The organism is Allobosea sp. R86505 (assembly GCF_042466375.1).
GTDB lineage: Bacteria > Pseudomonadota > Alphaproteobacteria > Rhizobiales > Beijerinckiaceae > Allobosea.
The window spans coordinates 2,427,487-2,453,091 of the sequence record NZ_JAXHPY010000001.1 but is presented as its reverse complement, the minus strand read 5'-3'; the positions used below and the strand labels follow the sequence as shown (position 1 = coordinate 2,453,091).

General features: G+C 68.7%; 25 protein-coding genes. 17 read left to right on the top strand and 8 right to left on the bottom strand.

The window, feature by feature from the left end; all coding sequences use genetic code 11:
• Window positions 1–50: 50 nt before the first annotated feature.
• The 4 genes from SJY11_RS11805 to SJY11_RS11790 all read left to right on the top strand — a co-directional run bounded on the left by SJY11_RS11805 (window position 51) and on the right by SJY11_RS11790 (window position 4,485).
• Window positions 51–1,424 (top strand): MBOAT family O-acyltransferase, encoded by a 1,374-nt coding sequence (locus SJY11_RS11805; protein WP_376986799.1) that lies wholly within the window; start codon window positions 51–53, stop codon window positions 1,422–1,424.
• The gene (locus SJY11_RS11800) at window positions 1,399–2,436 is read left to right on the top strand and encodes a hypothetical protein (RefSeq protein WP_376986798.1); all 1,038 of its coding nucleotides are present in this window, start codon (window positions 1,399–1,401) and stop codon (window positions 2,434–2,436) included. The genes SJY11_RS11805 and SJY11_RS11800 overlap by 26 nt, the downstream gene beginning before the upstream one ends.
• Before the next feature lie 208 nt (window positions 2,437–2,644).
• The gene (dksA, locus tag SJY11_RS11795; protein WP_192640905.1) at window positions 2,645–3,067 is read left to right on the top strand and encodes an RNA polymerase-binding protein DksA; all 423 of its coding nucleotides are present in this window, start codon (window positions 2,645–2,647) and stop codon (window positions 3,065–3,067) included.
• A 179-nt stretch (window positions 3,068–3,246) separates the two neighbouring features.
• Window positions 3,247–4,485, top strand: a complete 1,239-nt coding sequence (locus SJY11_RS11790) for an alpha/beta hydrolase (RefSeq protein ID WP_376986797.1) — start codon at window positions 3,247–3,249, stop codon at window positions 4,483–4,485.
• A 3-nt stretch (window positions 4,486–4,488) separates the two neighbouring features.
• Here SJY11_RS11790 and SJY11_RS11785 read toward each other — a convergent pair whose 3' ends face one another.
• Together SJY11_RS11785 and SJY11_RS11780 are read right to left on the bottom strand one after the other, a co-directional pair.
• Entirely contained in the window at window positions 4,489–5,586 is a 1,098-nt protein-coding gene (locus SJY11_RS11785; RefSeq protein ID WP_376986795.1) for a catalase family protein, read from the bottom strand.
• 150 nt (window positions 5,587–5,736) lie between these two features.
• Window positions 5,737–5,997 (bottom strand): hypothetical protein, encoded by a 261-nt coding sequence (locus SJY11_RS11780; RefSeq protein WP_376986794.1) that lies wholly within the window; start codon window positions 5,995–5,997, stop codon window positions 5,737–5,739.
• A gap of 901 nt (window positions 5,998–6,898) precedes the next feature.
• Between SJY11_RS11780 and SJY11_RS11775 the strand changes: the two genes are divergently transcribed.
• Together SJY11_RS11775 and tcmP are read left to right on the top strand one after the other, a co-directional pair.
• Complete coding sequence (locus SJY11_RS11775) at window positions 6,899–7,645, top strand: DUF5131 family protein (protein WP_376986793.1); 747 nt, start codon at window positions 6,899–6,901, stop codon at window positions 7,643–7,645.
• A gap of 3 nt (window positions 7,646–7,648) precedes the next feature.
• Window positions 7,649–8,806: a three-Cys-motif partner protein TcmP gene (gene tcmP / locus SJY11_RS11770; protein ID WP_376986792.1), complete on the top strand. Its 1,158-nt coding sequence runs from the start codon at window positions 7,649–7,651 to the stop codon at window positions 8,804–8,806.
• Between the two features lie 415 nt (window positions 8,807–9,221).
• On the opposite strand, the gene flgH is transcribed toward tcmP, so the two are convergent.
• Genes flgH through flgF form a run of 4 tightly spaced genes read right to left on the bottom strand, consistent with a single transcriptional unit; the run spans window position 9,222 to window position 12,685 of the window.
• The gene (gene flgH / locus SJY11_RS11765) at window positions 9,222–10,004 is read right to left on the bottom strand and encodes a flagellar basal body L-ring protein FlgH (protein ID WP_376986791.1); all 783 of its coding nucleotides are present in this window, start codon (window positions 10,002–10,004) and stop codon (window positions 9,222–9,224) included.
• 26 nt (window positions 10,005–10,030) lie between these two features.
• The gene (gene flgA / locus SJY11_RS11760; protein WP_376986790.1) at window positions 10,031–11,110 is read right to left on the bottom strand and encodes a flagellar basal body P-ring formation chaperone FlgA; all 1,080 of its coding nucleotides are present in this window, start codon (window positions 11,108–11,110) and stop codon (window positions 10,031–10,033) included.
• A 17-nt stretch (window positions 11,111–11,127) separates the two neighbouring features.
• Complete coding sequence (gene flgG, locus SJY11_RS11755) at window positions 11,128–11,919, bottom strand: flagellar basal-body rod protein FlgG (protein ID WP_326906473.1); 792 nt, start codon at window positions 11,917–11,919, stop codon at window positions 11,128–11,130.
• Window positions 11,920–11,941: 22 nt separating this feature from the next.
• Entirely contained in the window at window positions 11,942–12,685 is a 744-nt protein-coding gene (flgF, locus tag SJY11_RS11750; protein ID WP_376986789.1) for a flagellar basal-body rod protein FlgF, read from the bottom strand.
• Between the two features lie 290 nt (window positions 12,686–12,975).
• Here flgF and fliL point away from each other — a divergent pair, with 290 nt between their 5' ends.
• From fliL to SJY11_RS11725, 5 genes are all read left to right on the top strand, one after another.
• Window positions 12,976–13,497, top strand: coding sequence for a flagellar basal body-associated protein FliL (fliL, locus tag SJY11_RS11745; protein WP_326906471.1), 522 nt, complete (start codon window positions 12,976–12,978; stop codon window positions 13,495–13,497).
• 43 nt (window positions 13,498–13,540) lie between these two features.
• A complete protein-coding gene (fliM, locus tag SJY11_RS11740) occupies window positions 13,541–14,671 on the top strand; it encodes a flagellar motor switch protein FliM (RefSeq protein WP_326906470.1) in 1,131 nt (376 codons plus the stop codon).
• 13 nt (window positions 14,672–14,684) lie between these two features.
• Entirely contained in the window at window positions 14,685–15,140 is a 456-nt protein-coding gene (locus SJY11_RS11735) for a DUF6468 domain-containing protein (RefSeq protein ID WP_326906469.1), read from the top strand.
• Window positions 15,137–16,030 carry a MotE family protein gene (locus SJY11_RS11730; RefSeq protein WP_376986788.1) on the top strand — a complete coding sequence of 298 codons (894 nt, stop codon included), beginning with the start codon at window positions 15,137–15,139 and terminating at the stop codon, window positions 16,028–16,030. The genes SJY11_RS11735 and SJY11_RS11730 overlap by 4 nt, the downstream gene beginning before the upstream one ends.
• A 120-nt stretch (window positions 16,031–16,150) precedes the next feature.
• Window positions 16,151–19,597, top strand: a complete 3,447-nt coding sequence (locus SJY11_RS11725) for a hypothetical protein (protein WP_376986787.1) — start codon at window positions 16,151–16,153, stop codon at window positions 19,595–19,597.
• Window positions 19,598–19,612: 15 nt separating this feature from the next.
• Here SJY11_RS11725 and fliP read toward each other — a convergent pair whose 3' ends face one another.
• Window positions 19,613–20,314 (bottom strand): flagellar type III secretion system pore protein FliP, encoded by a 702-nt coding sequence (gene fliP / locus SJY11_RS11720; RefSeq protein WP_326906520.1) that lies wholly within the window; start codon window positions 20,312–20,314, stop codon window positions 19,613–19,615.
• A gap of 214 nt (window positions 20,315–20,528) precedes the next feature.
• Window positions 20,529–21,944: a hypothetical protein gene (locus tag SJY11_RS11715; protein WP_376986785.1), complete on the bottom strand. Its 1,416-nt coding sequence runs from the start codon at window positions 21,942–21,944 to the stop codon at window positions 20,529–20,531.
• Between the two features lie 223 nt (window positions 21,945–22,167).
• On the opposite strand from SJY11_RS11715, the gene flgB reads away from it, so the two are divergent.
• The 6 genes from flgB to flhB all read left to right on the top strand — a co-directional run bounded on the left by flgB (window position 22,168) and on the right by flhB (window position 25,587).
• Complete coding sequence (flgB, locus tag SJY11_RS11710) at window positions 22,168–22,581, top strand: flagellar basal body rod protein FlgB (RefSeq protein ID WP_376986784.1); 414 nt, start codon at window positions 22,168–22,170, stop codon at window positions 22,579–22,581.
• 54 nt (window positions 22,582–22,635) lie between these two features.
• Entirely contained in the window at window positions 22,636–23,046 is a 411-nt protein-coding gene (gene flgC, locus SJY11_RS11705) for a flagellar basal body rod protein FlgC (RefSeq protein ID WP_376986783.1), read from the top strand.
• Between the two features lie 14 nt (window positions 23,047–23,060).
• Complete coding sequence (gene fliE / locus SJY11_RS11700) at window positions 23,061–23,384, top strand: flagellar hook-basal body complex protein FliE (RefSeq protein WP_326906463.1); 324 nt, start codon at window positions 23,061–23,063, stop codon at window positions 23,382–23,384.
• A gap of 23 nt (window positions 23,385–23,407) precedes the next feature.
• The gene (gene fliQ, locus SJY11_RS11695) at window positions 23,408–23,674 is read left to right on the top strand and encodes a flagellar biosynthesis protein FliQ (protein WP_305690670.1); all 267 of its coding nucleotides are present in this window, start codon (window positions 23,408–23,410) and stop codon (window positions 23,672–23,674) included.
• A gap of 80 nt (window positions 23,675–23,754) precedes the next feature.
• Complete coding sequence (gene fliR, locus SJY11_RS11690) at window positions 23,755–24,513, top strand: flagellar biosynthetic protein FliR (protein WP_376986781.1); 759 nt, start codon at window positions 23,755–23,757, stop codon at window positions 24,511–24,513.
• Window positions 24,514–24,519: 6 nt separating this feature from the next.
• Window positions 24,520–25,587, top strand: a complete 1,068-nt coding sequence (gene flhB / locus SJY11_RS11685; RefSeq protein WP_376986780.1) for a flagellar biosynthesis protein FlhB — start codon at window positions 24,520–24,522, stop codon at window positions 25,585–25,587.
• Window positions 25,588–25,605 lie beyond the last annotated feature (18 nt).

The following is a 25,605-nucleotide window of genomic DNA, read 5'->3' as shown; positions in this document are numbered from 1 at the left end:
GCCCCTTCATAATCGGTTAACCGGGCGCGTCCCTCCTTGCGCCCGGCCCGATGCTCTTCAATTCCTTCGCCTTCCTCCTCGCCTTCCTGCCGCTGGCGCTCGGCCTGCACTGGCTGGTCGAGCGTTTTGCGCCGGTTGGGCGGCTGCCGCTGCTGCTGGTGCTGTCGCTGGCCTTCTACGCCTATTGGGACTGGCGCTTCCTGCCGCTGCTGATGGCCTCGATCCTGGTCAACTGGCTGGTGGCGGAGGGCTTCCAGAAGACGCGCTCGGGCGCGCTGATCACGGCTGCCATCGTCGCCAACCTGCTCGTGCTGGCGCTGTTCAAATACTTCAACTTCTTCGGCGATCTCGCTGCGCTGATCCCGGGTCTGCCGGCGCCGAAGCTCGATCTGGCGCTGCCGCTGGGCATCTCCTTCTTCACCTTCCACCACGTCATGTACCTGACCGATCTGCGCCGCGGCCAGGCGCCGCGCTATGATCTCGTCCGCTACGGGCTCTACATCGCCTTCTTCCCGCAGGTGCTGGCGGGGCCGCTGGTGCGCTGGCGCGAGATCATGCACCAGTTCGACGAGCGCCCCTATCAGCGTCCCGACGCCGCCGAGCGCTTCGGCCGCGGGCTTTTGCTGCTCACCGCCGGCCTCGCCAAGAAGGTGCTGATCGGCGATCCGCTGGCCGAGTACGCCAATCCGGTCTTCGCCGCGGCGGCCGCCGGCAAGGTGGTCTCGGTGGTGGAGGCCTGGCAGGCGACGCTGGCCTTCACCTTCCAGATCTATTTCGACTTCTCCGGCTACACCGACATGGCGCTCGGCCTGGCCCTGCTGCTCGGCATCGTGCTCCCGCAGAATTTCGAGACGCCCTACCGCTCGACCAGCATCCAGGATTTCTGGCGGCGCTGGCACATGACGCTGTCGCGCTTCCTGCGCGACTATCTCTACATCGCGCTCGGCGGCTCGCGGCACGGCCTGCCCCGGCAGGTCTGGGCGCTGTTTGCGACGATGGCGCTGGGCGGGCTCTGGCACGGCGCCGGCCTGACCTTCGTCGCCTGGGGCGCCGCCCATGGGCTGGCGCTGACCGTCGCGCTGTTCTGGCGCCGCGCCGGCTGGCCGATGCCACCGCTGCTCGGCTGGCTGTTGACCTTCCTGTTCGTCGCACTCTGCTGGGTGCTGTTCCGCGCGACCAGCTTCGAGGCGGCGATGACGATCTACAAGGGGCTCTTCGGCTTCGCCCCGCTCGGCACCGGCTTCAAATGGCGGGCGCTGCTGCCGGCCGCCGCCTTTGCGATCATCGGGCCGACCGCCTGGGCGCTGGTCCACCGGCTCGCCCCGTCGCGCTGGCTTGCCGTGGCGGCGGGCGTGCTGTTCGTCCTCATCCTCTTCAAGATCGGCGAAGACGCCAATTATGAGTTCATCTACTTCCAGTTCTGAGCCGGCCGGCCGGACGGACGGCACGCAGGCCGCGAGCGAAGCCCGCTGGGCAGGTTTCGCGCGCGCCTTCGCCGTCACGGCGCTGGCGGCGCTGCTCGGCACACTGACGCTGGCGTGGATGCTAGACCCCTACGACACCGGCAACACGCCGCTCTCGCTGCGCGACGGCGTGCGCCCGCAAGGCCCCCGCACCGCCGCCGCCAGCCGCGGCCGCGATCCTGCCTTTCAGGGCGCGATCTTCGGCAATTCCCATGTCCAGCTGCTCTCGCCCGAGCGGCTTCAGGCGGCGACCGGCATCCCCTTCGTCTCGCTCATCGCACCGGCCTCGGGCCCCAAGGAGGGGCTGGTCCTGATCGACTGGTATCTGCGCCACCGCCGCGAGCCGGCGCGCGCCGTCATCGTCGGCATCGACGATCTCTGGTGCACGGCCGACCCGGCGATGCCCAACGCCAAGCCCTTCCCCTTCTGGCTCTACAGCCGCGACCGTGCCGAATATCTCGTCGGCCTGTTGCGCTTCGACGTGCTGGAGGAGTTCCAGCGCCGCATCGTCTATCTTGTCACCGGCCGCGGCGAGCGCGCCCGGCCGGACGGCTACTGGGACTACGAGCCCAATATTGGCATGGGCTACGACCGCGACCCGGCCAAGCGGATGGAACTGGAGCAGCCGGGTCCGAGCGGCGGCGGCAATGCGAGCGGCCCCTTTCCCGCCGTGCAGGCTCTGGAGGCCCTGATGCAGGCGGCGGCCGACACGCCGCTGATCCTCCTGCGCCCTCCGGTCTATCGCAGCCTGCTGCCGGTGCCCGGCAGCGCAGAGGCCGCCGCTGAGGCCGGCTGCCGCGGCGCCTTCGCTGCGCTCGCCGCGCGCAGGCCCCTCACCACGCTGATCGACTGGCGCCGCGACCGGCCGGAACTGCACGATCCGAATCAGTTCTTCGACCGCAGCCATTACCGCCAGCCGATCGCGCGTCTGATCGAGGTCGACATCGCCGCCGCCTTGAAGGCGATGCGCTGACGAGAGCGCCCCGCCAGCGGCTTCCGGCTCTCCGCAACGGCCGAAACCGCCCGGCCGGACCGCCAAAACCCGCCCCGCTGAAGAACGCGCGAGCGGCTCCCAATCCGATTGTGAGCGCCACCCGGCATCGCTATAAGGGCGCCAAATCGGCGGCCCTCCCACGGCAATGTCGGTGGGCGCCGGGGAACGACAACCAGAGAGTGCGCCTATGTCGAAGCAGATCATCCTCGACGCGGACTACAAGCCCAGCGACGACGAACCGTTCATGAACGACCGGCAGCGCGAGTATTTCCGGGGTAAGCTGCTCGCCTGGAAGGACGAGATCCTGAAGGAGGCGCGAGAGACCCTGGTGACGCTGCAGAGCGAGAGCGAGAACCACCCGGACATCGCCGACAGGGCCTCCTCGGAAACCGATCGCGCCATCGAGCTGCGCGCCCGTGACCGCCAGCGCAAGCTGATCGCCAAGATTGAAGCTGCGATCGCCCGCATCGACGACAACACCTATGGCTATTGTGAGGAGACCGGCGAGCCGATCTCGCTCAAGCGGCTCGAGGCCCGGCCGATCGCGACGCTCTCGCTGGAAGCCCAGGAGCGCCACGAGCGCAACGAGCGCGTCTTCCGCGACGATTGACGCGGCCGCTGCGCGACACCCGCGACCGAGCCCCGCCCGTCAGGAACGGGGCTTTTTCATGGATCGCACCGCGCCGGGACCGGGACCGGCTATCCTCGCCGCCCCGGCCCGGTCTATGATGCCTTTGGGGAAACGGCAGACGCAGCGATGCGTCGTTCCGGCGGCGGGGGATGAGCGTCATGTTGCGTCGATTCGTACGGTCAGGCCTGGCCGCAGTTCTGGCCGTCGGCCTCGGCGCCTGCGCCGGCGATGTCCGTGGCGTGCTCGTGCCGGTGACCAACCCCTCCGCCGATTCCAGCCGCGTCACCATGCTGGTCGCCACCACCCGCGCGCCAGACCCCGATGCCGGGCTGCTGTTCTCCGGCGAGCGCGGCACGCCGACCTTCGCCGAGATCACCGTCTCCCTGCCCGCCGAGGGGCGCCGCAAGGTCGGCGAGGTGCAGTGGCCAAAGGCCCTGCCCGGCAACCCGGAGACCGATTTCGTCACGCTCAAGGTCGAGAAGCTCAACCAGAAGGGCGCCGTCTCCCGCTTCAACAAGGCGGTGCAGAAAGTGCCCAAGCGCCGCGTCATGGTCTTCATCCACGGCTTCAACAACCGCTTCGAGGACGCCGTCTACCGCTTCGCCCAGATCGTCCACGACTCCAAGGCCCAGGTCGTCCCGATCCTGTTCACCTGGCCCTCGCGCGGCTCCGTCTTCGCCTATGGCTATGACCGCGAGAGCGGCAACTACTCCCGCCGCGCGCTGGAGAACCTGTTCCAGGCGCTGGCGCGCGATCCCGCCGTCGGCGAGGTCTCGGTGCTCGCCCATTCGATGGGCAACTGGGTGACGATGGAGGCCCTGCGCGAGATGTCGATCCGCAACGGCACGATCTCGCCCAAGATCGCCAATGTCATGCTCGCGGCGCCTGATGTCGATGTCGACGTCTTCCGCACCCAGATCGCCGACATGGAAGGCCGCCGCCCGAAATTCACCCTCTTCGTCTCGCAGGACGACCGGGCGCTGGCCGTCTCGCGCCGGGTCTGGGGCAGCACGGCGCGCCTGGGCGCGATCGATCCCGAAGCCGAGCCTTGGCGCTCGCAGCTCGAAAAGGCCGGTATGACCGTGCTGAACCTGACCTCGCTGCGTTCCGGCGACCGGCTCAACCACGGCAAGTTCGCCGAAAGCCCCGAGGTGGTGAAGCTCATCGGCACGCGGCTGATCGAAGGCCAGCCGATCACCGACACCCGCGTCGGGCTCGGCGAGAAGGTGATGCAGGTCACAGCCGGCACCGCCCATGCGGTCGGCTCCGTCGCCGGGCTGGCGATCTCGGCCCCGGTCGCGATCGTCGATCCCCACACCCGCCGCAACTTCGCCGACAAGACCGACGCCGTCGGCCAGGCCCTGCGCGACGTCGGCGAGCATGTGGCGAGCGAGTGAGGCTCAGCCGGCCGGCACCTCGCCGGAGCGGGGCTCGTGGATCGGGCAGCCATTCTGGCGCGACCGCAGATCCTTCGACATCGCATAGGTCTGCCGGCGCGCGCGGTTGATGCCGCCGAGCGGCTCATGCGCCGCCAGTGCGTGCCAGACCGAGAAGGACATCCCGTCGTCGATCGCCGCCGAACGCGCCTCGCTCCAGGAGTCCTGCGGCTCGACCGCGACCCGCGCGACGGTGACGAAGGGGCTCACCTCCTCCGGCCAGACCACCGAGGCATCCTCGATCGGCATGGTGTCGGCATCGGTGCGCAGCTGCACCCGTAACTCCCAGACGCCGCCCTGCGCATGGAAATGATCGATCAGGCTGTCGCGGATGCCGTTGGGGCGGCCGGTCACGTCGAGCGCGGCATCGGTCAGCCGCGCGAGTTCGTCAGAAGCCGGCGCCAGCGAGAACTTCGCGACATGGTCGCCAAAGCGGAAGGGCGTCTGCGCGTAATAGGTCTCGCCCAGCGGGTTCGTCATCGGATGCCCGCCCATCGACTTCAGCGTCGCGCTCTCGCCACCGACGGCTTCGATCACCTTCTCAATTCCGCGCGCCGCCGCCGAAAAGGTCTTCTTCAGCGCCGGCACGCGATCGGTGGTCTTGGCGAGCAGCGACAGGCTCCTGGCGAAGCTGGCCGGGTCCGGAGCCAGGAAGGCGGGGCCGTTGACCATGACGAAGTCCTGCGTCGGCGCCTCCTCGGGCGCCAGATGCGCGCCCTCGACCCCGATCACCTTCAGTGCCAGCCCGCGCGGCACCGTCACGCTGTCGTCGAGAATGTCGCCGGGATTGGTGGACAGGCGCAGGATCGCCTCATGGCGGCCGGGCGTCGCGAAGAGCCCCTGGGCATAGGGCCCGGGCAGCCCGTCCAGGACCGTGAACGTCCCGACCAGCAGCGCATGGCTCTTGGCGTGGACGGTCCGCAGGCCGTGGCCGCCATGGGCGAAGGTGGTCTCGCCGATCATCCGCAGCGACGCTTCGAGATCGCGGATTGTCTGCGCCTCGTCGGGCGCCGGCTGTTCCAGCTCGGGATGATAGGGAAGCGGTGCGAGGATCGGCTTCATCGGGCACTCCGAAAGGGCGGTGGTTCCTCAACCGCCTTTCGGGACGGCTTGTTCCCGCAGCCCCTCTCCGCCGGGGCCGCCGACACAGGGCTCGGCTCATGCAAACGGCCCCGCCCGGAGGGGCGGGGCCGCGAGAGCCGTGGACGGGGATTACGGCTTGGCCGGCGCGTTGGCCGCGCCACCGGCCGGCACGCGGTTGGACGGCGCGCCGACCTTGGTGCCATCGGCATTCGTCATCGCGCCCGGCTGGGTTGACGGGGGCACGGTCGCGCCGCCCGCCTTGGGCACGGGCGCAGGATTGCGGGTCCCGGTGTTGCTGGGGTTGTTCACCGGCGGCTGCGTCGACTGGGCGGCGACGACCATCGGAGCCAGGGCGAGAGCGCTGGCAAGCGTCAAGGTCTTGAGAATCATGGGCTTCATCTCCTTCTCTGCGGTTGTTGGGTGTCCCTTACCCAACCGCTGTCGGTCCGGAGAGTTCCCACAATTCCCGCCTGCCCCTGCGACCGTCTGACCCGCAGCGCGCCTGAGCGGCCCGCACCGCACGCCAAATCCCCGCTTGCGCAGGCACGCAGGCGCCATCAACGAGGGGCAGCGGAGCGCCGCGAGGCGCGTAACCTGAAATCCGCATCCGTTGAGCCAGGATGCGGCGCGGATGGATTGAGCCACCATCCGCACGCCCCGTGGCGCTCCGCTTGTCGGCGATTTCGGACCTCGGGCCGCGCTTATCGGGTCGAAGGCCAGCCTCTGCCGCGAGCCCTCGGGCGCCAGTTCCCCTCATCGGGTTGTCGCGCCGTCCGGCATGGGACGAAGGCGTGATGCCCAAGACCGTTCCAGCGAGTTCCTCGCACAGGGGCCGTAGTACCCCCAGGGCGGTGCCCCGAAGCCTCCCGAGTGCGGGGTGCAAACCCGCCCGCAGGCGCCGCGCTCCTCCCCACCAACGGCACACCTCCGGATGGCTGCCCCTCAGGGATGAGGTGGTGGCAGAGTAAGGGCGGTGTAGGAGACGGGGATAAGTTCGCTGGGAGCCGTGCCCCCGGTCGCGTTCATGTTGGGCACCCAAGTCGTCAACTTTCGCCCATTGCTGACATCAAGGACTTCCGCTTTCGGGCACGCACGACCTTTGGTTCAATCCATTGCGGCATTCGATGGCGAGGAACCTTGCAATTTACGGAGGGAGTCTAACGGAAATCGCGGAACTGCGCAGTCAGAAGGCGTACAGAGCGCCAAATGCTATGCTCGTCATTCCGAGCCATGTGGGTCATATGCATCAACGATATTGCTCATGTTCTTTTTTTGTTCTAGGATAAGCATAATGGCAGATACCTCTTCAATTGAATGGACGGACGCGACGTGGAACCCGATCTCGGGTTGCACGAAGATTACGGCCGGCTGCGATCTTTGCTACGCGGAACGCTTCGCGGAGCGTTTTCGCGGCGTGCCCGGGCATCCGTTTGAAAACGGCTTCGATTTGACGCTGAAGCCCGAACGCCTGCTGCAACCCTTCCAGTGGCGGCGTCCACGACGCATCTTTGTGAATTCGATGAGCGATCTCTTCCACAAGGAGATCCCGACCGCCTTCATCGACGCGGTGTTCGACACCATGGAGAAGGCGAACTGGCACACCTACCAAGTGCTGACGAAGCGCAGTTCGCTTCTCGTTCGCTATCTGCGCCTTCGCTACGGAGCTGGGAAGGCCCCTTCGCATATCTGGCTCGGTGTATCGGTCGAGGATGCGCAGAACACGGTGCGTCTGAAACACCTCAAAGCCGCACAAGCGAGCATCAAGTTCGTATCGTTCGAGCCCTTGCTAGCGTCGGTCGGTCTGGTGGACCTCACCGGCATCGATTGGGCGATCGTCGGCGGAGAAAGCGGACCGAAGGCGCGCCCCATGGACGAGGAATGGGCGCTTGAGATTCGCGACCAATGCCTTCGAGACGGAGTCGCGTTCTTCTTCAAACAATGGGGTGGCGTCCACTCGAAGGCGGGCGGGCGGCTACTGAAAGGGCGCGAGTGGAGCCAGTATCCTAAGGTTCCGACGCCCGTGCAGATCGAGGCGTGATCGATGACGGAGCCCGCGAATCCCTACCTCGATCGGGAGCAAACACGGGCCAAGCACTTTATCCTGAGACGCTATCTGCAAGCGCTCGCCCACAAGGTGCTGCACTTCTCGGACATCGCCTATATCGACGGCTTCTCCGGTCCCTGGCAGTCGGAAACGGCGGACTTCTCCGACACCTCCTTCATGATCGCGATCGATGTCCTCAAGGATGCCCAGCGGCGCGTCGAGGAAAACACGGGCCAGCGGCGAACGATCCGGTGCTACTTTTCCGAGACGGACCGCACGGCATTCTCAAAACTCCAGGCGGCGGTCGCGCCCCATCACAACCCGTCTCAGGGCTTTGAAATCCGGACCTTCCACGGCCCTTTCGAGGACGCGGTTAGCGACATCCGCGGCTTTATTGGTTCAGCTCTGCCGCTGGTGTTTATCGATCCGACCGGATGGACGGGATATCCCTTCGACAAGATCGCACCACTCTTCGACCGCCGGAAATGCGAGGTGGTCATCAATTTCATGTACAGCTTCGTGAGCCGGTTCATCGAACATCCCGATGAACGGATCATCGCCTCACTCGACCCTATCCGTGGCGGCCCCGGCTGGAAAGAGAGGCTCGATCCGACCTTGCTCAAGGGGCTCGCCGTCGAGAAGCTTTTTCGCGAGACGTTGCGCAGGATAGGGTCATTCGCCCATGTCGTCTCGACCTGCATCGACAAGAGCACGGAGGATCGGCCGCATTTCTTCTTGGCTTATGGGACCAAGGACCCAGCCGGCTTGAAGGTGTTCCGTGAGATCGAATGGCAGGCTTTGCGCGAGCATGCTCGGAACCGCGCTGCGGCGAAGGATCGCAAACGTGAGCTGAAGTCCGGCACGGCTGACTTGTTTGGCGATCATGATGCGGATGTCAGCGAGGCCAGCGTCGACGATCTGGTCAAGCTGCAGAAACTGCGCGCCAAAGAGCGCTTGATCGAGCTCCTCCGACTCAAAGGCCCCCAGCGCTTCGAGCAGCTCCTCGGTGTGCTTCTAGAAGAGTTTATGATTCGCGAGACAGATCTGAAGAACATCTGCTTGGATTTGGAAAAGGCCGGCCACATTGATCGTACTTGGGGTCCGGGCAATCGCAAGCCTGACGTGGGAACAGAGATCCGATTAAATCTAGCATAAGCACCATGCGGTCATGGCCTTATTACATCGAAAAGCCCTGATCGGCCATCGTGGCTTTTATCGCGAAGGCCTGCTGCCGGCTGCTCCTTAAGGGGCCGCCGCTGGCGCACTGAAGCCTCCCCCCCCCGCAAAAAACCCCGCCTCGGGAGAAGGCGGGGTTTTCTGTCGGCCGCTCGCCCTGAATGCCGGGGAGCGTGGCGGGACGGCCGGTGGGGTGGCGGCTCGGGAGAGACCGCCTGCCGGCGGGCGCGGGAAGATGCGGGGAGCGTTCCGCGCCGGCCGGGATGGGGAAACGGGTCGGTGAGATCCTTCGTGAGGGGCTTGGGACCGTCATCCCGGGCTTGCCCCGGGATCGGCGCTGCTTCGCAGCTTGTCCGGGATGACGGCGCGGTTTCGTTTCCAGGCGGCAGGCGCCCTAGAACGGCAGCAGGATGTCCATCACCTGCTGGCCGTAGCGCGGCTGCTGGACGTCGGTGATCTGGCCGCGGCCGCCATAGGCGATGCGGGCCTGAGCGATCTTGGTCGATTCGATCGTGTTGTCGCTCTCGATGTCCTCGGGCCGGATCACCCCGGCGACGATCAGCTCGCGCACCTCGAAATTCACCCTGATCTCCTGCTTGCCCTCGATCACCAGGTTGCCGTTGGGCAGCGTCTGCGTGACGACCGCGGCGACGTTGGTCGCCAGCGTCTCGGAGCGGTTGACCGAGCCCGCGCCCTCGCTCGAGGCGGCGGAATCGAGCTTGAGCAGCGAGCCGGCGCTGGCGCCGTCCGGCAGGAACTTGTCGAGCTTGTTCTCGAAGCCGAAGGCGTTGTCGGCGCCGACATCCTCGCCGTTCTTGCGGCTGCGCTTGGTCGTGTTGTTGAGCTGCGCCTTGTCGGTGACCTTGACCTTGACGGTGACGAGATCGCCGACGAGCCTCGCCCGCTGGTCCTTGAAGAAGGCGCGGGAACCCGTGCGCCAGAGCGAGTTCGGCGCGAAGGAGGCGTGCTCCATCGCCGGCATCGGCATCTGCACGGGCTTGTAGCCCTTCGTCGCCGTCGGGTCCTCGATCGGCGAGAGCGCGGGCGCGGCGCCGACATTGGCGAGCCGGTCGGCGGCGCCGCAGGCGCTGAGCGAGACGCCCAGCAGCAGCAGGCCGGCGAGGCGGGCCCCCGTGCGGAGTTTGGTGCGGGGGGTGGGGTTCGACAGGATGGTCATGGCACTCGTCCGGTTTCCGGAGAACATCAGGGGGCGCTGGCGACGCGGCCGGCGGAGGCGGCCTGGATCGAGATCCGGCCGGGCCCGCTCACCGTGCCGTGCAGCACGCGCTTGGACTGGGGGTTGGTGACGCTGACGACGTCGCCCATCGCGCCGGCCTCTCCGGCCCGGCCGCGCATGGTGATGGTCAGCCCGCGGGATTCGTAGACCAGCGTGACGAGATCGCCCTTGGCGACGATCTCCTCGCGGCGCAGATCGCCGCCCCGCAGCGGCGCGCCGGCCATCAGCGCCCGGGTCGCGACCTTGTCGATGGCGACGCGCGGGTCGCCGATCAGGTCGTTCATCTGGCCTTCGCGCGGGCGGCGCTCGACCAGGACATCGGCCTTGTCCAGCGTCTCGCCGCGGGCAATCGCGCGTCGCGGCACCACGACCTCGATGGTCTCGACGAGCTGGCCGGCAATGCGGATCGGCTTCAGGCGCAGCGCCATGCTGCCGGGGACTGAGACCCGCGCCTGAAGGCGCCGGGTGCGGGCATCATAGGCGAGATCGGTCACCACGGCCTCGCCCGTCAGTTCGGGCTCGACCGAAATCGACGGCGCGCCGCCGTCGATGGTCAGGGCAAAGGCGCGGGCATCGACGCCGTAGCGCTCCTGCAGCCCGGTCTTCACGGCCTCCTCGATGTCCGACGCCATGATCCGCCGCGCCGCGCGGGTGACGACGACCTGCGCCTGGCCGGCGCTCTCGAGCTCGGCGACGGAGGCGATGATGCCGGCCCCGCGCGCCGCCTCGACGATGCGCGCGACCTGAATCGTGCCGGTCTCGCCCAGCGCAGGCGCCCGGAAGGCGGGAATCGCGGCCGCCTCGGGGGGAAGCCCGGCGATCAGGTCGCCGAAGGAAACGAGATCACGCGACAAGGTGAGGTCGGAGCGCAGCTGCAGGCGGCGCGGCTGGACCGGCACCGCCGCGACGGGTGCCGGGCCGGAGCCGGTCGCCAGCGCGGCGACCGCGATTCCCGGACGGGCCGGAGACGGAGCCTGCGCGGCGGCGGACTGGGCGCCGATGAGCAGCGCGGCGGCGAGCGAGAGGTGGAGGGTGGTGCGGGTCATGAGCGTCAGCCTCCCGATCAGCCGCGGAACATCGAAGTCGTCGCCGACATCATCTGGTCGGCGGCGGTGATGACTTTGGAGTTCATCTCGTAGGCGCGCTGCGCCGCGATCAGCGAGGACAGTTCGGTGACCGCCTGGACGTTGCCCTCTTCGAGATAGTTCTGCTGCAGCGTGCCGAAGCCCTCGCCGCCGCCGAAGCCGTCGATCGGCTGGCCCGAGGCCGCCGTCTCGATGAACAGGTTGTCGCCGATCGATTCCAGGCCGACCTTGTTGACGAAGCGCACGAGCTGGATCTGGCCGATCTGCTGCGGCGCCGCCTGGCCCGGCAGCGACACCTCGACCGTGCCCTGCGCGTTGATGCTGACGCTGGTGGCGTTGTTGGGGACCGTGATGCCCGGCTCGACCTGGTAGCCGTCGCGGGTGACGAGCTGGCCCTGGGAATCGAGGTCGAAGGAGCCGTCGCGGGTGTAGGTCGTGCGGCCGTCGGGCATGCGGACGCGGAAGAAGCCCTCACCCCGGATGGCGAGATCGTACTGCTTCTCGGTCGAGGACAGGTTGCCCTGCGTCATCACGCGGCCGGTCGAGACCGTCTTGACGCCGGAGCCGACGAAGGTGCCGGCGGGAACCTGCGTGTTCTGGTCCGAGGTCGCCGTGCCGGCGCGCCGGAAGTTCTCGTAGAGCAGGTCCTGGAAATGGACGCGCTGGCGCTTGTAGCCGGTGGTGCGGACGTTGGCGATGTTGTTGGAGATGACCTGGACGTTGAGTTCCTGGGCCATCATGCCGGTGGCGGCGGTCTGAAGGGCGCGCATGGCTTAAGGTTCCTGTCCCTGATCAGGCCTGCTGGTCGGCCAGGCGCGAGATCGCCTTGCTGCGCAGCTCGTCGGCCTTCGACAGCATGTTGGCGACGTTCTGATAGGAGCGCTGGACCTCCATCAGGCGGGTCATCTCGATCACGGCCTTGACGTTCGAGCGCTCGACCGCGCCGGGCTCGAGCCGGGCCTCGGGCCCCGCCGGCAGCGGCGGCGTGGCCGAAGCGAACAGGTTGGCCCCTTCGCTGCTGAGCAGGCGGGCATCGGCGAAGCGCACCATGCGCAGCTTGCCGCTCTGGCCCTGGTCGGTGGAGACCGTGCCGTCGGGCGCGATCCGCGGGTTGCTGTCGGACGCGCCGAAGCTGATCGGCCCGCCATCGCCCAGGACCGGCTGGCCCGATTGCGTCACGAGCTGGCCCTGGGCGTTGATGTCGAGCGAGCCGGCGCGGGTGTAGCGGTCTCCGCCCGGCGTCTGCACGACCAGGAAGACATCGCCGCGCAGCGCCACGTCGAGCGGGTTGCCCGTGCGCTCGACCGCACCCTGCGACAGGTCGATCGGCGTGCCCTTGTCGACGACGAAGGACAAAGGCTTGTCGGCCGGCTTGAAGCTGTCGGCGCTGGCCTTGGGCATGACGAATTCGTTGAAACGCGCCGAGCGCGCCTTGAAGCCGTTCGTGCTGACATTCGCCATGTTGTTGGCGATGACATCCAGCTCTCGCCTCAGAGCCATCTGACGCGACAGGCCGACGAGAAGCGCGTTCTCCACGGCATGATCTCCCGATACTCGTTCCGCGGCCGTTTCGACGCTCCCCAGCGCAGCGGCCACACCATTGGTCCGCAAGCGCCATGCCAGCGTGGTTAATGGTGATAAAGCACTGTTTTTGCTGGCCATTCATGATGTCCGGCATCGCGTCCTACCGTGCAGACAGCGTCCGGCCGGCAAGATCGACCCGGCAGATTCTGCCCTCCTTAACGACGCGTTAACCGTGACTGTTCAGGGTGTTCCCTGAGGTCCGCACAGGCGTGCGGCCGTCGCGAATCCGGGGCAGGCAGGCGATGGCGAAGAAGCCCAAGACCGACGAGGACGGCGCGCCCGCCGAGGGCGCGGCCGAAGGCGGCGGCGGCAAGAGCAAGAAGAAGCTGATCATCATCGTCGCCGGCGTCTTGCTGCTGGCGGGCGCCGGTGGCGGCGGCTGGTTCTTCTTTCTGAAGAAGCCCTCGGCCGAGCAGATCGCCGCGGCCGAGGCGGCGAAGAACGCCAAGAAGCCGGTCGCCTTCATCGAGATGAAGGACATGATCATCGGCATCACCGGCGGCCCCCAGCAGGAGCGCCAGCCGATGATCAAGATCAAGGTCGTGCTCGAGACCGCAGACGCCAAGATCTCCGACGAGATCAAGCCGCTGCTGCCGCGGGTCGAGGACGCCTTCCAGGTCTTCATGCGCGAGTTGCGGCCCTCCGACCTCGAAGGCTCGGCCGGCATGTACCGCCTGAAGGAAGAACTGCTGCGCCGCGTCAACGTCACGGTCTTCCCGGCCAAGATCGACGCGGTGCTGTTCAAGGAACTGCTGATCCAGTGACCCGGCCGAGCCGGAGTCCAATGACGGAAGCGACGACAGTCCCATGAGCACGAGCGATCGCGACAACGCCGGCGCGCCCCCCAAGGACGAGCCCCTGAGCCCGGAGAGCATGGCGGCCGAATGGGCCACCATGCCCGAGCCGGTCGAGGAGGAAGGCGAGCCGGAAGGCGGTACCGACCGCCTGATGAGCCAAGAAGAAATCGACACGATGCTCGGTTTCTCGCTCGGCGACGACAAGAACGAGCGCAACGGCATTCAGGCGATCGTCGATTCCGGCTCGGTCTCCTATGAACGCCTGCCGATGCTCGAAATCATCTTCGAGCGTCTCGTCCGCCTGCTCACCACCAGCCTGCGCAACTTCTTCACGGACAACGTCGAGGTCACGCTGGAGAGCATCCGCTCGGTGCGCTTCGGCGACTATGTCAACTCGATCTCCCAGCCGGCGATGCTCTCGGTCTTCAAGGCCGAGGAATGGGACAATTTCGGTCTGGTCACGATCGAATCGGCCCTGATGTACTCGATCATGGACACGATGTTCGGCGGCAAGCGCGGCCAGCCGGCGCCGCGTGTCGACGGGCGGCCCTTCACCTCGATCGAGATCCGGCTGATCCGCCGCGTCATATCGCTGGTTCTCGGCGATGCCGAGGCGGCCTTCAAGCCGCTCTCGCCGGTGACCTTCACCATCGACCGCATCGAGTCGAACCCCCGCTTCGTCTCGATCTCGCGCCCCGCCAACGCCGCGATCCGCGTCGAGCTGAAGTTCGACATGGAAGGCCGCGGCGGCGCCCTCCACATCATCCTGCCCTATGCCACGATCGAGCCGATCCGCGATCTGCTGCTCGAAAGCTTCATGGGTGAGAAGCTCGGGCGCGATCCGATCTGGGAGAACCACCTCGCGACCGAGGTCTGGCAGACCGAGGTTCCGGTGACCTGCGTGCTGCACGAGGCGCAGATGCCGCTGAAGCGGATGATGAAGCTCGAGATCGGCGACACGCTGATGTTCGATGCCCGCCCCGATTCCTTCGTCTCGCTGCGTTGCGGCGACTTCGTCGTGACCGACGGTCGCATCGGCCGGGTCGACGACAAGATCGCGGTCCAGGTCGTCACCCCGCTGCGGCGCTCCAAGACGACCATCGCCGCCTTCGACTCCAACCAGCACGGCCAGAACTCCTGATAGGCGTATTCAGATGACGATCACCCTCATCGCCGACGTGCTGGTCGCCAGCCTTCTCGTCGCCACCATCATCACCTGCTACGTGCTGACAAAGCGCATCGAGCGCCTGAAGGCCGACGAAGCCGGCATGCGCCAGACGGTGGGCGCCCTGATCGCCGCCACCGACACCGCCGAACGCGCCATCGCCGGGCTCAAGAACACGCTCGGCGACTGCGACCGCACCCTGGCCGAGCGGCTGCAGACCGCCGAGCGCTATGCGGCCGATCTCGCCGCCCAGATCGAGGCAGGGCAGGACGTGATGGACCGCATCGGCCAGATCGTCAGCGCCGCGGCGCTGGTCGCGCCGAAGGCGCCCGAGGCCCCCGCCCCCGTCGAGCCGGCTCCGGTCGCGCGGCTGGCGAGCGCCGCCCAGTCCGCCGCCGCCATCCGCGCCCGCGCCGCGCGCCGGCTCGAGGGCCACGCCGCGTGATCGAACGGCCCCGCCTGCTTCCGGCCGTCATCCTCGGCGCCATGGGTCTCCTGGCGCTGAAGCTGCTTGCCTGGACGTCGGAGCCCTACCCCGGAAAGATCCCGGCCAGTTCCCCGTTTCTCGCCTCCGACACCACGGCCAAGCCCCCCGCCAAGCCTGCGGAGCGCGCCAAGCCCGAGGAGCCGGCCAAACCGGACAAGGAGGTCTGGGCCCTGGCCAAAGTCATCGCCCACGCCCATTCGCCCGACCTCCCCCTGCTCGACCCCGAGACGACGGGCTCGGTCGACAAGCCCGATGCCAAGAAGGACGCGGAAAAGGCCGAGGCCGAGGCCAAGGAGGAGGCCGCCCGCGCTGCCAACCCGCTGAACAAGGCCGGCATCATCAACGGCGTGGCAGCCCCGACCTCGCCGGCCGAGAAGGCATTGCTGGAGCGACTGGGCGCGCGCCGCGAGGAGATCGAGTCCCGCATGCGCGAGCTCGAGATGCGCGAGCGGCTGCTCGACACCGCCGAGAAGAAGCTCGACAGCCGTGTCGGCGATCTCAAGGACCTCGAGACCAAGGCCGGCCTCGGCGGAGCCCCCAAGCCCGCGGGCGAAGAGGCCAAGGCGATCAAGAACCTCGTGATCATGTACGAGGCGATGAAACCCAAGGATGCCGCCCGCGTCTTCGATCGTCTCGGTCTGGACGTGCTGGTGCCGGTCGTCCAGCAGATGAACCCGCGCAAGATGTCCGAGGTCCTGGCCGCGATGGCGCCCGACCGGGCCGAAAAGCTGACGGTGGCGCTCGCGACGATGGCCCGCACACCGGTCGCGGCCGGCCCGTCGCTGGACGCCGCCGCCCTCCCCGGCACCGAACTGCCGGCGATCGCTCCCGCTCCGCGGCGGCGCTGATCCGCCGCACCGGGCGCGCGCGCCTTTAACCCCGCATTATCCTTGACACGCTAGCGTCCGGCGATCGGGGCGGGCTGTCCGGCCGGCTCCGACCATGTCGTGTTGCGTGAGTGTCCGGCTTTGCGTCTCCCGCGTTCCCTCGCCTTCGGCATCGGCCTTACGGCCCTCGCCGCCGCCGCCGGCCTCGGCGCGCCGGCGCTCGCGGCGAACGCGACCCTGCGCGGCGACGTCATGCAGCCTGGCTTCGGCCGCCTGTCGCTGACCTTCGATGAACCGACGCCGACGCGCATTCGCGTTTCCAACGGCGTGCTGGTGGTGGCCTTCGGCACGAGCGTCAAAGTCGATGTAGCCCGGATCGCGCGCGAACTGCCGGCCTATGTCTCCATAGCCCGGGTCGATCCGGACGGGCGCGGCCTGCGGCTCGCCCTGACCCGGCCCTATCGCGCCAATCTGATCGAGGCGGGCGAGCGCGCCTTCATCGATCTGCTGCCCGAGAACTGGCAGGGCCTGATGCCCGGCCCGCCGCCCGAGGTCCTCGCGGAGATCAGCGAGCGGCTCCGCGTCGCCGAGGCCAAGGCCCGCGAGGCTGCCCGTGCCGCCCTGCAGTCGCGCAAGGCGCTCGGCCTGAGCAGCGCCAGCCTGCCGACGCTGGAGCGCCTGATCTTCGACGTGACGCCGGAGACGACTCTCAAGCCGGAGCTGGCCGACGGCGAGCTGAAGCTGACCTTCGACCGGCCGATGACGGTCGATCCTGCCGCCATCCGCAACGCCCTCCCCGACGGCGTCGGCCTGCGCAACCACGAGACGACCGCCGACGCCACGAAGCTCGCCCTGAAGGTGCCGAAGGACTGGAAGGTCCGCAGCTTCCGCGACGAGGACGGGCTGCTGCTCGATCTGCTGAAGCCCGCCCCGCCCCCGGCTGCGACGCTGGCCCAGCCTGCCGGCCCTGACCCCGAGCCGGCGCCGACGCCGACGCCGGCCGCGGCGGCTCCCGCACCGGTCGAGAATGCCCCTGCTCCGGCGCAGGCGGCTCCGGCTGCCCCCGCACCCGCCGCTGTCGTCGCGCCGCTGGTCGATCCCGAGCCTCAGCCGGTCAAGATCGTGGCCAACGGCACGAAGCTCGATTTCCGCTTCCCCCGCCGGACCGGTGCGGCCGGCTTCGTCGAGGGAGGCCTGGCGACACTGGCCTTCGACACGCGCGACACCATCGACCCCGCGGATCTGAAAGGCCTGCTGCCGCAGATCATCGAGGATGCGACGGTCACCCGCGAGGGCCGTGTCGTGCTGGTGCGGCTGCGCCTTGCCGGACAGCCCCTGACCCGGCTCTTCGACGACGCCACGACCTGGTCGCTCGCCTTCGGCGAACAGGGCGGCAAGCCGGCGGAGCCGCTGGCGCCGGCCCGGACGATTGACGACCAGGGCCACACCGTCGTCGCGGTGCCCCTGCGCGGCATGACCGGCGTCCACTGGCTGGAAGCCGGTCCCTCCGGGCTCCCGATGGCCGTGGCGACGGCGACCGGTCCTGTCCGGGTCACCGCGAAGCCCTACCAGTTCGTCGAGTTCGGCCTGGCGCCGACCGTTCACGGTGTCGTCGTCATCCCCCGGGCCGACGACGTTCTCGTGCGGGCCGGCACGGAGCAGGTTCGCATCGGGCGCAGCGGCGGCCTGACCGTCTCGCTGGACGTGGCCGCCCCAGACACCACCGCCGAGGCGAAGGCCGCGGAAGCTCGCACTCCTCTGCTCGACCCGGAGCAGTGGAACAAGCTGGTCGTCGGCACGGTGCGCGAGCAGGAGCGCGAGCTGATGCGCGAGATCGCGGGCGCGTCGCGCGCCCGCAAATCGGAAACGCGCCTGACACTGGCCCGCTTCTACGCCGCCAACGGCCTCCTGCCGGAAGCCAAGGGCCCGCTCCTCGCCGGCATGGCGGACGATCCCGCGCTGCGGACCAACCGCGAGGCCCTGTTCCTCAAGGGTCTCATCGCCGCCCGCATGCACCGCCATAAGGACGCCCTCGCCGCCTTCGACGCACCGGCGATCAAGGACGACCCCGAGACCGGGCTCTGGCGCGCGTTGGTCGATCAGAGGCGCGGTCTCCATGCTCCGGCCCTGGCCGGCTTCCGTCGCGGCGATGCGATACTCAATGACTATCCCGTCGACCTCCAGGCCGAGTTGCGGCTCGCCAAGGCGCGTTCCGCCCTGGCGTTGCAGGACATGGCCGTCGCCGAACGCGAGATCGGGCTCCTCGGGGCGTTGCCGCACGACGCGGTCGACCAGGAGGAACTCGCCCTGCTGCGGGCCATGCTGGACGATGCCGCGGGCCGGCCCGACAACGCGCTCGCCGGCTACAAGCCGCTCTTCGAGGCGCGCAGCCGGCCCGTCGCGGCGGAGGCGCAGCTTCGCGCGGTCAAGCTCGTCCAGGCGGAAAAGCGCGCCGATATCGGGCCCGACGAGATCCTGGCGCGGCTGGAGACGGTGTCGATCATCTGGCGGGGCGGCGAGCTCGAGATCGAATCCCTCGCCGAGCTCAGCCGGCTCTATGCCGATGGGCAGCGCTGGCGCGACGCGTTCCAGGTGGCACGGCGCGCGAGCGAAACCTTCCCGGATCATCCGCTCACGCGGCGCATGCAGGACGAGACGGCCCAGCGCTTCGCCGAGCTGTTCACCGGCTCCGGCCTCGACAAGCTGCCACGCATCGAGGCGCTGGCGCTGTTCTACGACTTCAAGGAGTTCCTGCCGATCGGCCGGCGCGGCGACGAGATCACGCGGCTTCTCGCCGACCGCCTGATCGGCCTCGACCTGCTCGACCAGGCCAGCGAGATCCTGCGCTACCAGATCGAGCGGCGCCTCAGCGGCGCGGCCCGCTCGACCGTCGCGGCGCGTCTGGCCATGGTCAGCCTGATGAACGGCAAGCCCGCCGACGCGATCCGCGCCATCAGCACGACACGCCTCGTCGAGCTGCCCGCCGACGTCAAGCGCGCCCGCCTCCTGCTCGAGGCCAAGGCCCTGTCGGATCTCTCGCGCACCGACCAGGCGCTCGATCTGCTGGAGGTCGAGCAGGGCCCAGAGATCGACCGTCTGCGCGCCGACATCTACTGGACCGGGCGGCGCTGGCGCGAGGCCGGTGAATCGCATGAGCGCATCCTCAGCGAGAGCTGGCGCGGCGAGACACCTCTGACCGACAGCCAGCGGGCCGATGTGATGCGGGCCGCCATCTCCTATGTCATGGCCGAAGAGGGACTTTCCCTCGACCGGCTGCGCAGCAAGTTCGCGACCAAGATGGCGCAGAGCACCGATGCGCGGACCTTCGCCTTCGTCACCGGGGCCAACCGCACCAAATCGGCCGACATTCGCGAAATGGCCCGCGCCGCCGCAGCCGCCGGCGCCGACACCCTGTCGGACTTCATGCAGGCCTATCGCGAGCGCTACCCGGCCTATTCCGCAGCGCCGCGCCAGAAGAAGCCGGAAGCCGCGGCCGAGCCGCCGGCGCCCGAGGCGCCGCCCGCGCCGACACCGGCTGCAGCGGGCGCGCCGCCCGCCGGAACGCCGCCGGCTCCCGGGCGGAGCTGAGACGGAGTCCGCCCCTCAGCCGCCGTAACTCTTCACGAGCGAGCCTGCGACCAGCCCCCAGCCGTCGACGAGCACGAAGAAGATCAGCTTGAACGGCAGCGCCACCGTCACCGGCGGCAGCATCATCATGCCCACCGACATCAGGATCGAGGCCACCACGAGGTCGATGATCAGGAAGGGTACGAACAGCAGGAAGCCGATCTCGAAGGCGCGCCGCAGCTCCGAGATCATGAAGGCCGGCACCAGCACGTGGATCTGCACCTCCTCCGGCGTCGCCGGCGGCGGTTCGCGCGACATCTCCATGAACAGCGCCAGATCCTTCTCGCGGACATGGCGCAGCATGAAGGTCTTGAAGGGGATGACGCCGCGGTTATAGGCCTCGGCCGGCTGGATCTGGCCCGCCACCAGCGGCGCCACCGCGGTGCTGTAGGCTTCACGCAGCGTCGGCGCCATGACGAAGCCGGTAAGGAACACCGCCAGCCCGATGATCACGGCGTTGGGTGGCGCCGTCTGCGTGCCCAGCGCCGAGCGCAGCAGCGACAGCACCACGACGATGCGCGTGAACGACGTCACCATGATCAGGATCGACGGCGCCAGCGAGAGCACCGTGATGACCGCGATGAGCTGCAGCGCGCGCTCGGCCACGCCCCCGCCCTGGCCGAGATCGAGCGAGAGTGTCTGCGCCAGCGCCGGCCCTGCGGGGACGGCCAGCAGCATCGCCCACAGGACGAGCCTGCCGGTCACGGCGCGCGGGCTCCGCACGCAGCGGCGCCATCTCGCAGAGAAGCAGATCATGGTCCCGCACACGGCCGTGGTTGCGCCCGAATCAACCCGTCGGGCTGCGCCACGCTAGAGCCGGCCTCGCCGCGCCAGCAACGGGCGCGGCGGCGTCAGAGTGCCGCGTGCGCGCGAAACCTGTTGATCGCGAGGCTCAGGACTTCGCCTTGGGATCGCGGCCCAGCAGCCGCGCGAACTCGGCCTCGATCGCATCGACCGAGAAGGGGTCGATCGTCTTGGGCTCGGCCTCGGGCGCCGGCTGGGACTCGGGCTGCGGCTTGGGCTCGGCCTCGGCAGCCGGCTCGGGCCTGGCCGGTGGCGCGACGGGCGCGCTCGCCTCGGCCCGCTCCTCGGGCGTCTCCGGCTCGTGCAGGTCGATCTCGGGGGCAGCCGCCGACGCGGGCTCGGGGGCCGGCGGGAGCGGACTGGCGGCGGGGGAGGCCGGCGGCGGTTTCGGCGGTTCGGCCGCCTTGGCGGGCTCGACGGGCTTGGGAGGCTCGACCGGCTTCGGGGCCTCGACCGGCTTCTGGGGCTCTGCCGCCTTGGGCGGCTCGGGCGGGGCGACCGCAGCGGCGGGCTTCGGCACGAGGCGCTCGGGCTTCAGGCCCAGCGCCATCTCCAGTTCCGCCTCGACATCGAGCGGCACAATCCGCGTCGACATCGGCGCGGATACGGGCTCCGGAGCCGGCACGACCACCGGCGGGGCCTCGCTCCTGACCGGTGCGGGCGCCGGCTCGGCCGGCTTCACCACGGGCTCCGGCGCGGGTGGCGAGATCGGAGGGGCGACCATGCTGGGTGATGGCCCCGGCCGCACCGCCGAGAACGGACGCTTCAGCGCCTCGTCGAGCTGGCGGGCCATGTCGTCGAGCTCGACCGCGCTGGCGACGGGGGCCGGCGCATGGTCGCGCGCGAAATTCGGCGGCTGCACCGAGGGTGCGGCCGCCATGGGCGCAGGGGCCGGAGGTTCAGACGCTCGCGGTTCGGACGAAGGCGCGGAGGACGTCGCCGCCTGCGCCAGCGCGGCCGCGCCGAGCACCGCGGCACCGCCCGCTGCGGCCGCGACCGCGGCTTCCGCCGCCGTCGGCGACAGGCGCGAGGGCACGCGCGGCGGCGGGTCAGGGAAGGCGGGCGCCTGCGCCACCGGGGCCGGCGGCGCAGCACGGCGCGGGTCCTCGGCCGGCTCGCGCGGCTCGGGCGGGATCAGCGTGTCGAAGGGCAGCGGCCGGTCGGGCAGGCCGAGATCCGGCTGGACCGGCATCGCCGCCCGGCCGCCGCTGCGCACGATGTTGGTTTCGACGACCACGTCGGAGGCGCCGCCGATCATCACCAGATGCTCGACATTGTCGCGGCGGATCAGCACGAGCTGGCGCTGGCGGTCGAGGTCGTGGATGTCGACCACGCCGAGCCGCGGCTGCCGGGCGCGTCCCCCGCCCTGCCCCTTGATGCGCAGCCGGCCGTCCTTGATCTGCCGCGCGAACAGGCCCAGCAGCACCAGCAGGACGAGAATGACGCCGAAGGCGATGACCCACTTCTGCGCGGTCGGGAGATCGAAGCCAAACAAGCTCTGCAAGGTCTGCCTCATAAGCGACGGCGGGGCCGGGTCCCGGTTGCCGGAATCCACCCGATGTTGAACACGCTGGCTATAGCATAGCGCCCGCGCTTTCAGGAAACATGGTGAATCCGTGGTTAACCGGTTGCTCGAAACCCGGGGTCTTTAACCGCTCGTTAACCATGCGCCCGGCAAGATTTACCCAGTGCAGCGGCCTCGTGCCGGCAATGGGAGGGCGACGGTCATGGCGAATTCGGCCCTGGGCACAGGCGGAAACCTGATGCAGGCGCTCAAGACGCGCATGCATTTCCACCAGTCGCGCCAGAAGGTGCTGGCCGAGAACGTCGCCAATGCCGACAGCCCCGGCTTCCGGCCGATGGACGTGAAGGCGCCGGTGATCAGCGCGGGTGGCGCCGGCGGCGTCTCCGGCGTCTCGCTGGCGCGCACCAGCGAGGGGCATATGGGGATCGGCGGCCGCAGCGACGGCTTCGACAGCGCCCGCGCCCGCCGCTTCGAGACGACGCCCAGCGGCAACGCGGTCAATCTCGAGGACGAAATGATGAAGGTCGCCCAGAACCAGTCGGACTACCAGTTCGCCGCCTCGCTCTACAGCAAGGGCCTCGGGCTGATGAAGATCGCGATCGGCAAGGGGCGCTGACGCCGTCGGGTCCCGCAAGGGCGCCCGCGTCGTGGACCAGGGAGAACGGACGACATGGATCTTCTCAAGAGCATCGCGGTGGCGACGTCGGGGCTGCGCAGCCAGTCCGGCCGCATGCGCGTCATCGCCGAGAACGTCGCCAACGCCGATTCCGGACCGGAGCGCGCCGGGGCCGACCCCTATCGCCGCAAGATCCCGACCTTCCAGCGCCGCTTCGATCGCGAACTCGAGGCGCAGGTGGTCGATATGGGTCGCGTCCAGCGCGACCAGAGCGCCTTTCGGGTCAAGTACGAGCCGGGCAACCCGACGGCCGACGCCGCCGGCAATGTCCGCATGCCCAACGTCAACTCGCTGATCGAGACGATGGACATGCGCGAGGCCCAGCGCAGCTACGAGGCCAACCTCAACCTGATCTCGTCGACGCGCCGGATGATCCAGCGCACCATCGACATCCTGCGCGCCTGAAGGAAAAGACCGTCATGGCCACGCCCAGTTTCGCCGCCGGTGCCTATGCCTCGATCCAGGGGATGGGCGCGGGCAATCTGCTCCGCAAGCCGCAGACCGCCTCGGGCTCCGAGAGCGGCAGCGCCGATTTCGCCTCCATGATCGGCAAGGCGCTCGAGGCCACCGCCGATGCCGGCCGGCGCTCGGACGCGCAGGCGGCCTCCGTCGCCGCCGGCCGCGCCGACGTGGTCGACGTCGTCACCGCCGTCGCCGAGAGCGAGGCCGCGATCGAGACGCTGGTCGCCGTGCGCGACCGCGTCATCGCGGCCTATGAAGAAATCATGCGGATGCCGGTCTGAGCCGGGCGATCAGGACGACATCAATGACATCCGGAGCCATTCTCGACGTCGCCCGCGACGGCATCATGGTCTTTCTCAAGGCCGGGGGACCGCTGATGATGGTGGCCCTCATCGTCGGCCTCGCCGTCTCGCTCATCCAGGCCCTGACGCAGATCCAGGAGCAGACGCTCGTCTACGTCCCGAAGATCCTGGCCGTCTTTGCCGCGCTGATGCTGTTTCTGCCGTTCATGGGCGACGCGCTGGCGGGTTATATGGGGCGGGTTGCCGTCCGAATCGCCACGGGCGAATGAGCCTGCCGCTGCCGTGCCTCGCCCTCCCCGGCGGCCCGGCCCCGCGGCGCCCCGACTGGCGACGAGGGCGAGGCGGCACGATGCAGATCGCGATCCTGCCCGAGATCAGCGCCGTCTTCGTGCTCGTCTTCGCGCGGGTGGGCACGCTGGTGATGCTGATGCCGGGCATCGGCGAGCGCTTCATCTTCTCGCGCGCGCGGCTCTCGCTGGCCTTCTTCATTGCCCTGATGATGGTGCCGATGGCCCGCCCTCAGCTCAACCTGCCGCCCGACATGCCCGGTGTCTTCGGCCTCCTGGTCGGCGAGATCCTGATCGGGCTCGTCATCGGCGTCTGCGCCCGCCTCGTCATGGCCGCCCTTCAGACGGCCGGCACGCTGGTGGCGCAGACCATGGGGCTGGGCTTCGCGATGACGGTCGATCCCACCGGCGGCACCCAGAACCCCTCGATCGGCAACCTGCTCACCATGCTCGGCATCACGCTGATCCTGACAAGCGACCTGCATCACCTCGCTATCGTCGCGATCCATGAGAGCTATCGCGTGTTGCCGCCGGGGGCCCTGCCGCCGGTCGACGACGTGATGACCCTGGCCGTGCGCGCTGCCGCGCAGGGCTTCGCGCTGGCGGTGCAGATCTCGGCGCCCTTCATCGTCTTCGGCCTGCTGTTCAATCTCGGGCTCGGCGTGCTCGCCCGCATGATGCCGCAGCTCCAGGTCTTCTTCCTCGCGGTCCCAGCCTCGATTCTCGGCGGCATGCTCGTCTTCTTCGCCGTGATCGGCGTGATGATGAGCGTCTTCCTGGGCGAACTCGGCGGCTTCCTGCGCCAGTTCACCGGGAGTTGAGCGCCGATGTCCGAGGAGGCCGACAAGGAAGACAGGACAGAGGAGCCGACCCAGCGAAAGCTGGAGCAGGCGGCCGAGAAGGGCGACATTCCCCGATCGCAGGAGATCGGCACCTTCTTCGTGCTCTGCGGCTTCACCCTGGCGCTGCTGGTCGGCGCCGGCTGGGCCGCCCAAGACAGCGCGCTCTCGCTGCGCGCCTTCCTGATGAACGCCCATCAGGTACCCTCCGACGGCTCGGCCTTCGCCAATGTGGCCAAGCAGGGCGTGATGACCGGCTTCGCCGCGCTCGGCCTGCCCTTCGCCTTCATCCTCGTCGCGGCGCTGGTGGGCGCGCTGGTCCAGCACAAGCCGCTTTGGACCCTCGACCCGCTGATGCCGAAATTCAGCCGGATCTCGCCCATGGCCGGCGCCAAGCGCATGTTCGGCAAGGAGGCCTGGGTCAATTTCGCCAAGGGCCTGGCCAAGACCGGGCTGGTCGGCGCCGTGCTCTGGATCACGCTCTGGAACGAGCACGACCGGCTCGAGGGTTTCGCGCAGATGAACGTCGCGGCGCTGCTGCCGGCAACGCTCGTGCTGGCGATCAAGCTGATGGCGGCGGCACTCGCGCTCTTCGCCGTCGTCGCGCTCGGCGACTTCGTCTGGCAGCGCTTCTCCTGGCACCAGCGCCAGAGGATGACCCGGCAGGAGCTCAAGGACGAATACAAGAACTCGGAAGGCAATCCCGAGGTCAAGGCCAAGCTGCGCCAGATCCGGATGCAGCGCGTCCGCAAGCGCATGATGGCGCAGGTGCCCAAGGCGACCGTGATCATCACCAACCCGACCCACTACGCCGTCGCGCTGCAATACGAGCCCGGCATGGCCGCCCCGCTCTGTCTCGCCAAGGGCGTCGATGCGCTGGCGCTGAAGATCCGCGAGGTCGCCGGCGAGCACGAGGTCCCGATCGTCGAGAACGTGCCCCTGGCGCGCGCGCTTTACGCCAGCGTCGACATCGACGAAGAAATTCCTGTCGAACACTACCAGGCGGTGGCGGAAGTCATCGGATACGTCTTGCGCCTGAAGCGCCGCCGCGCCTAACTCGCCGGGAAGCCTCGA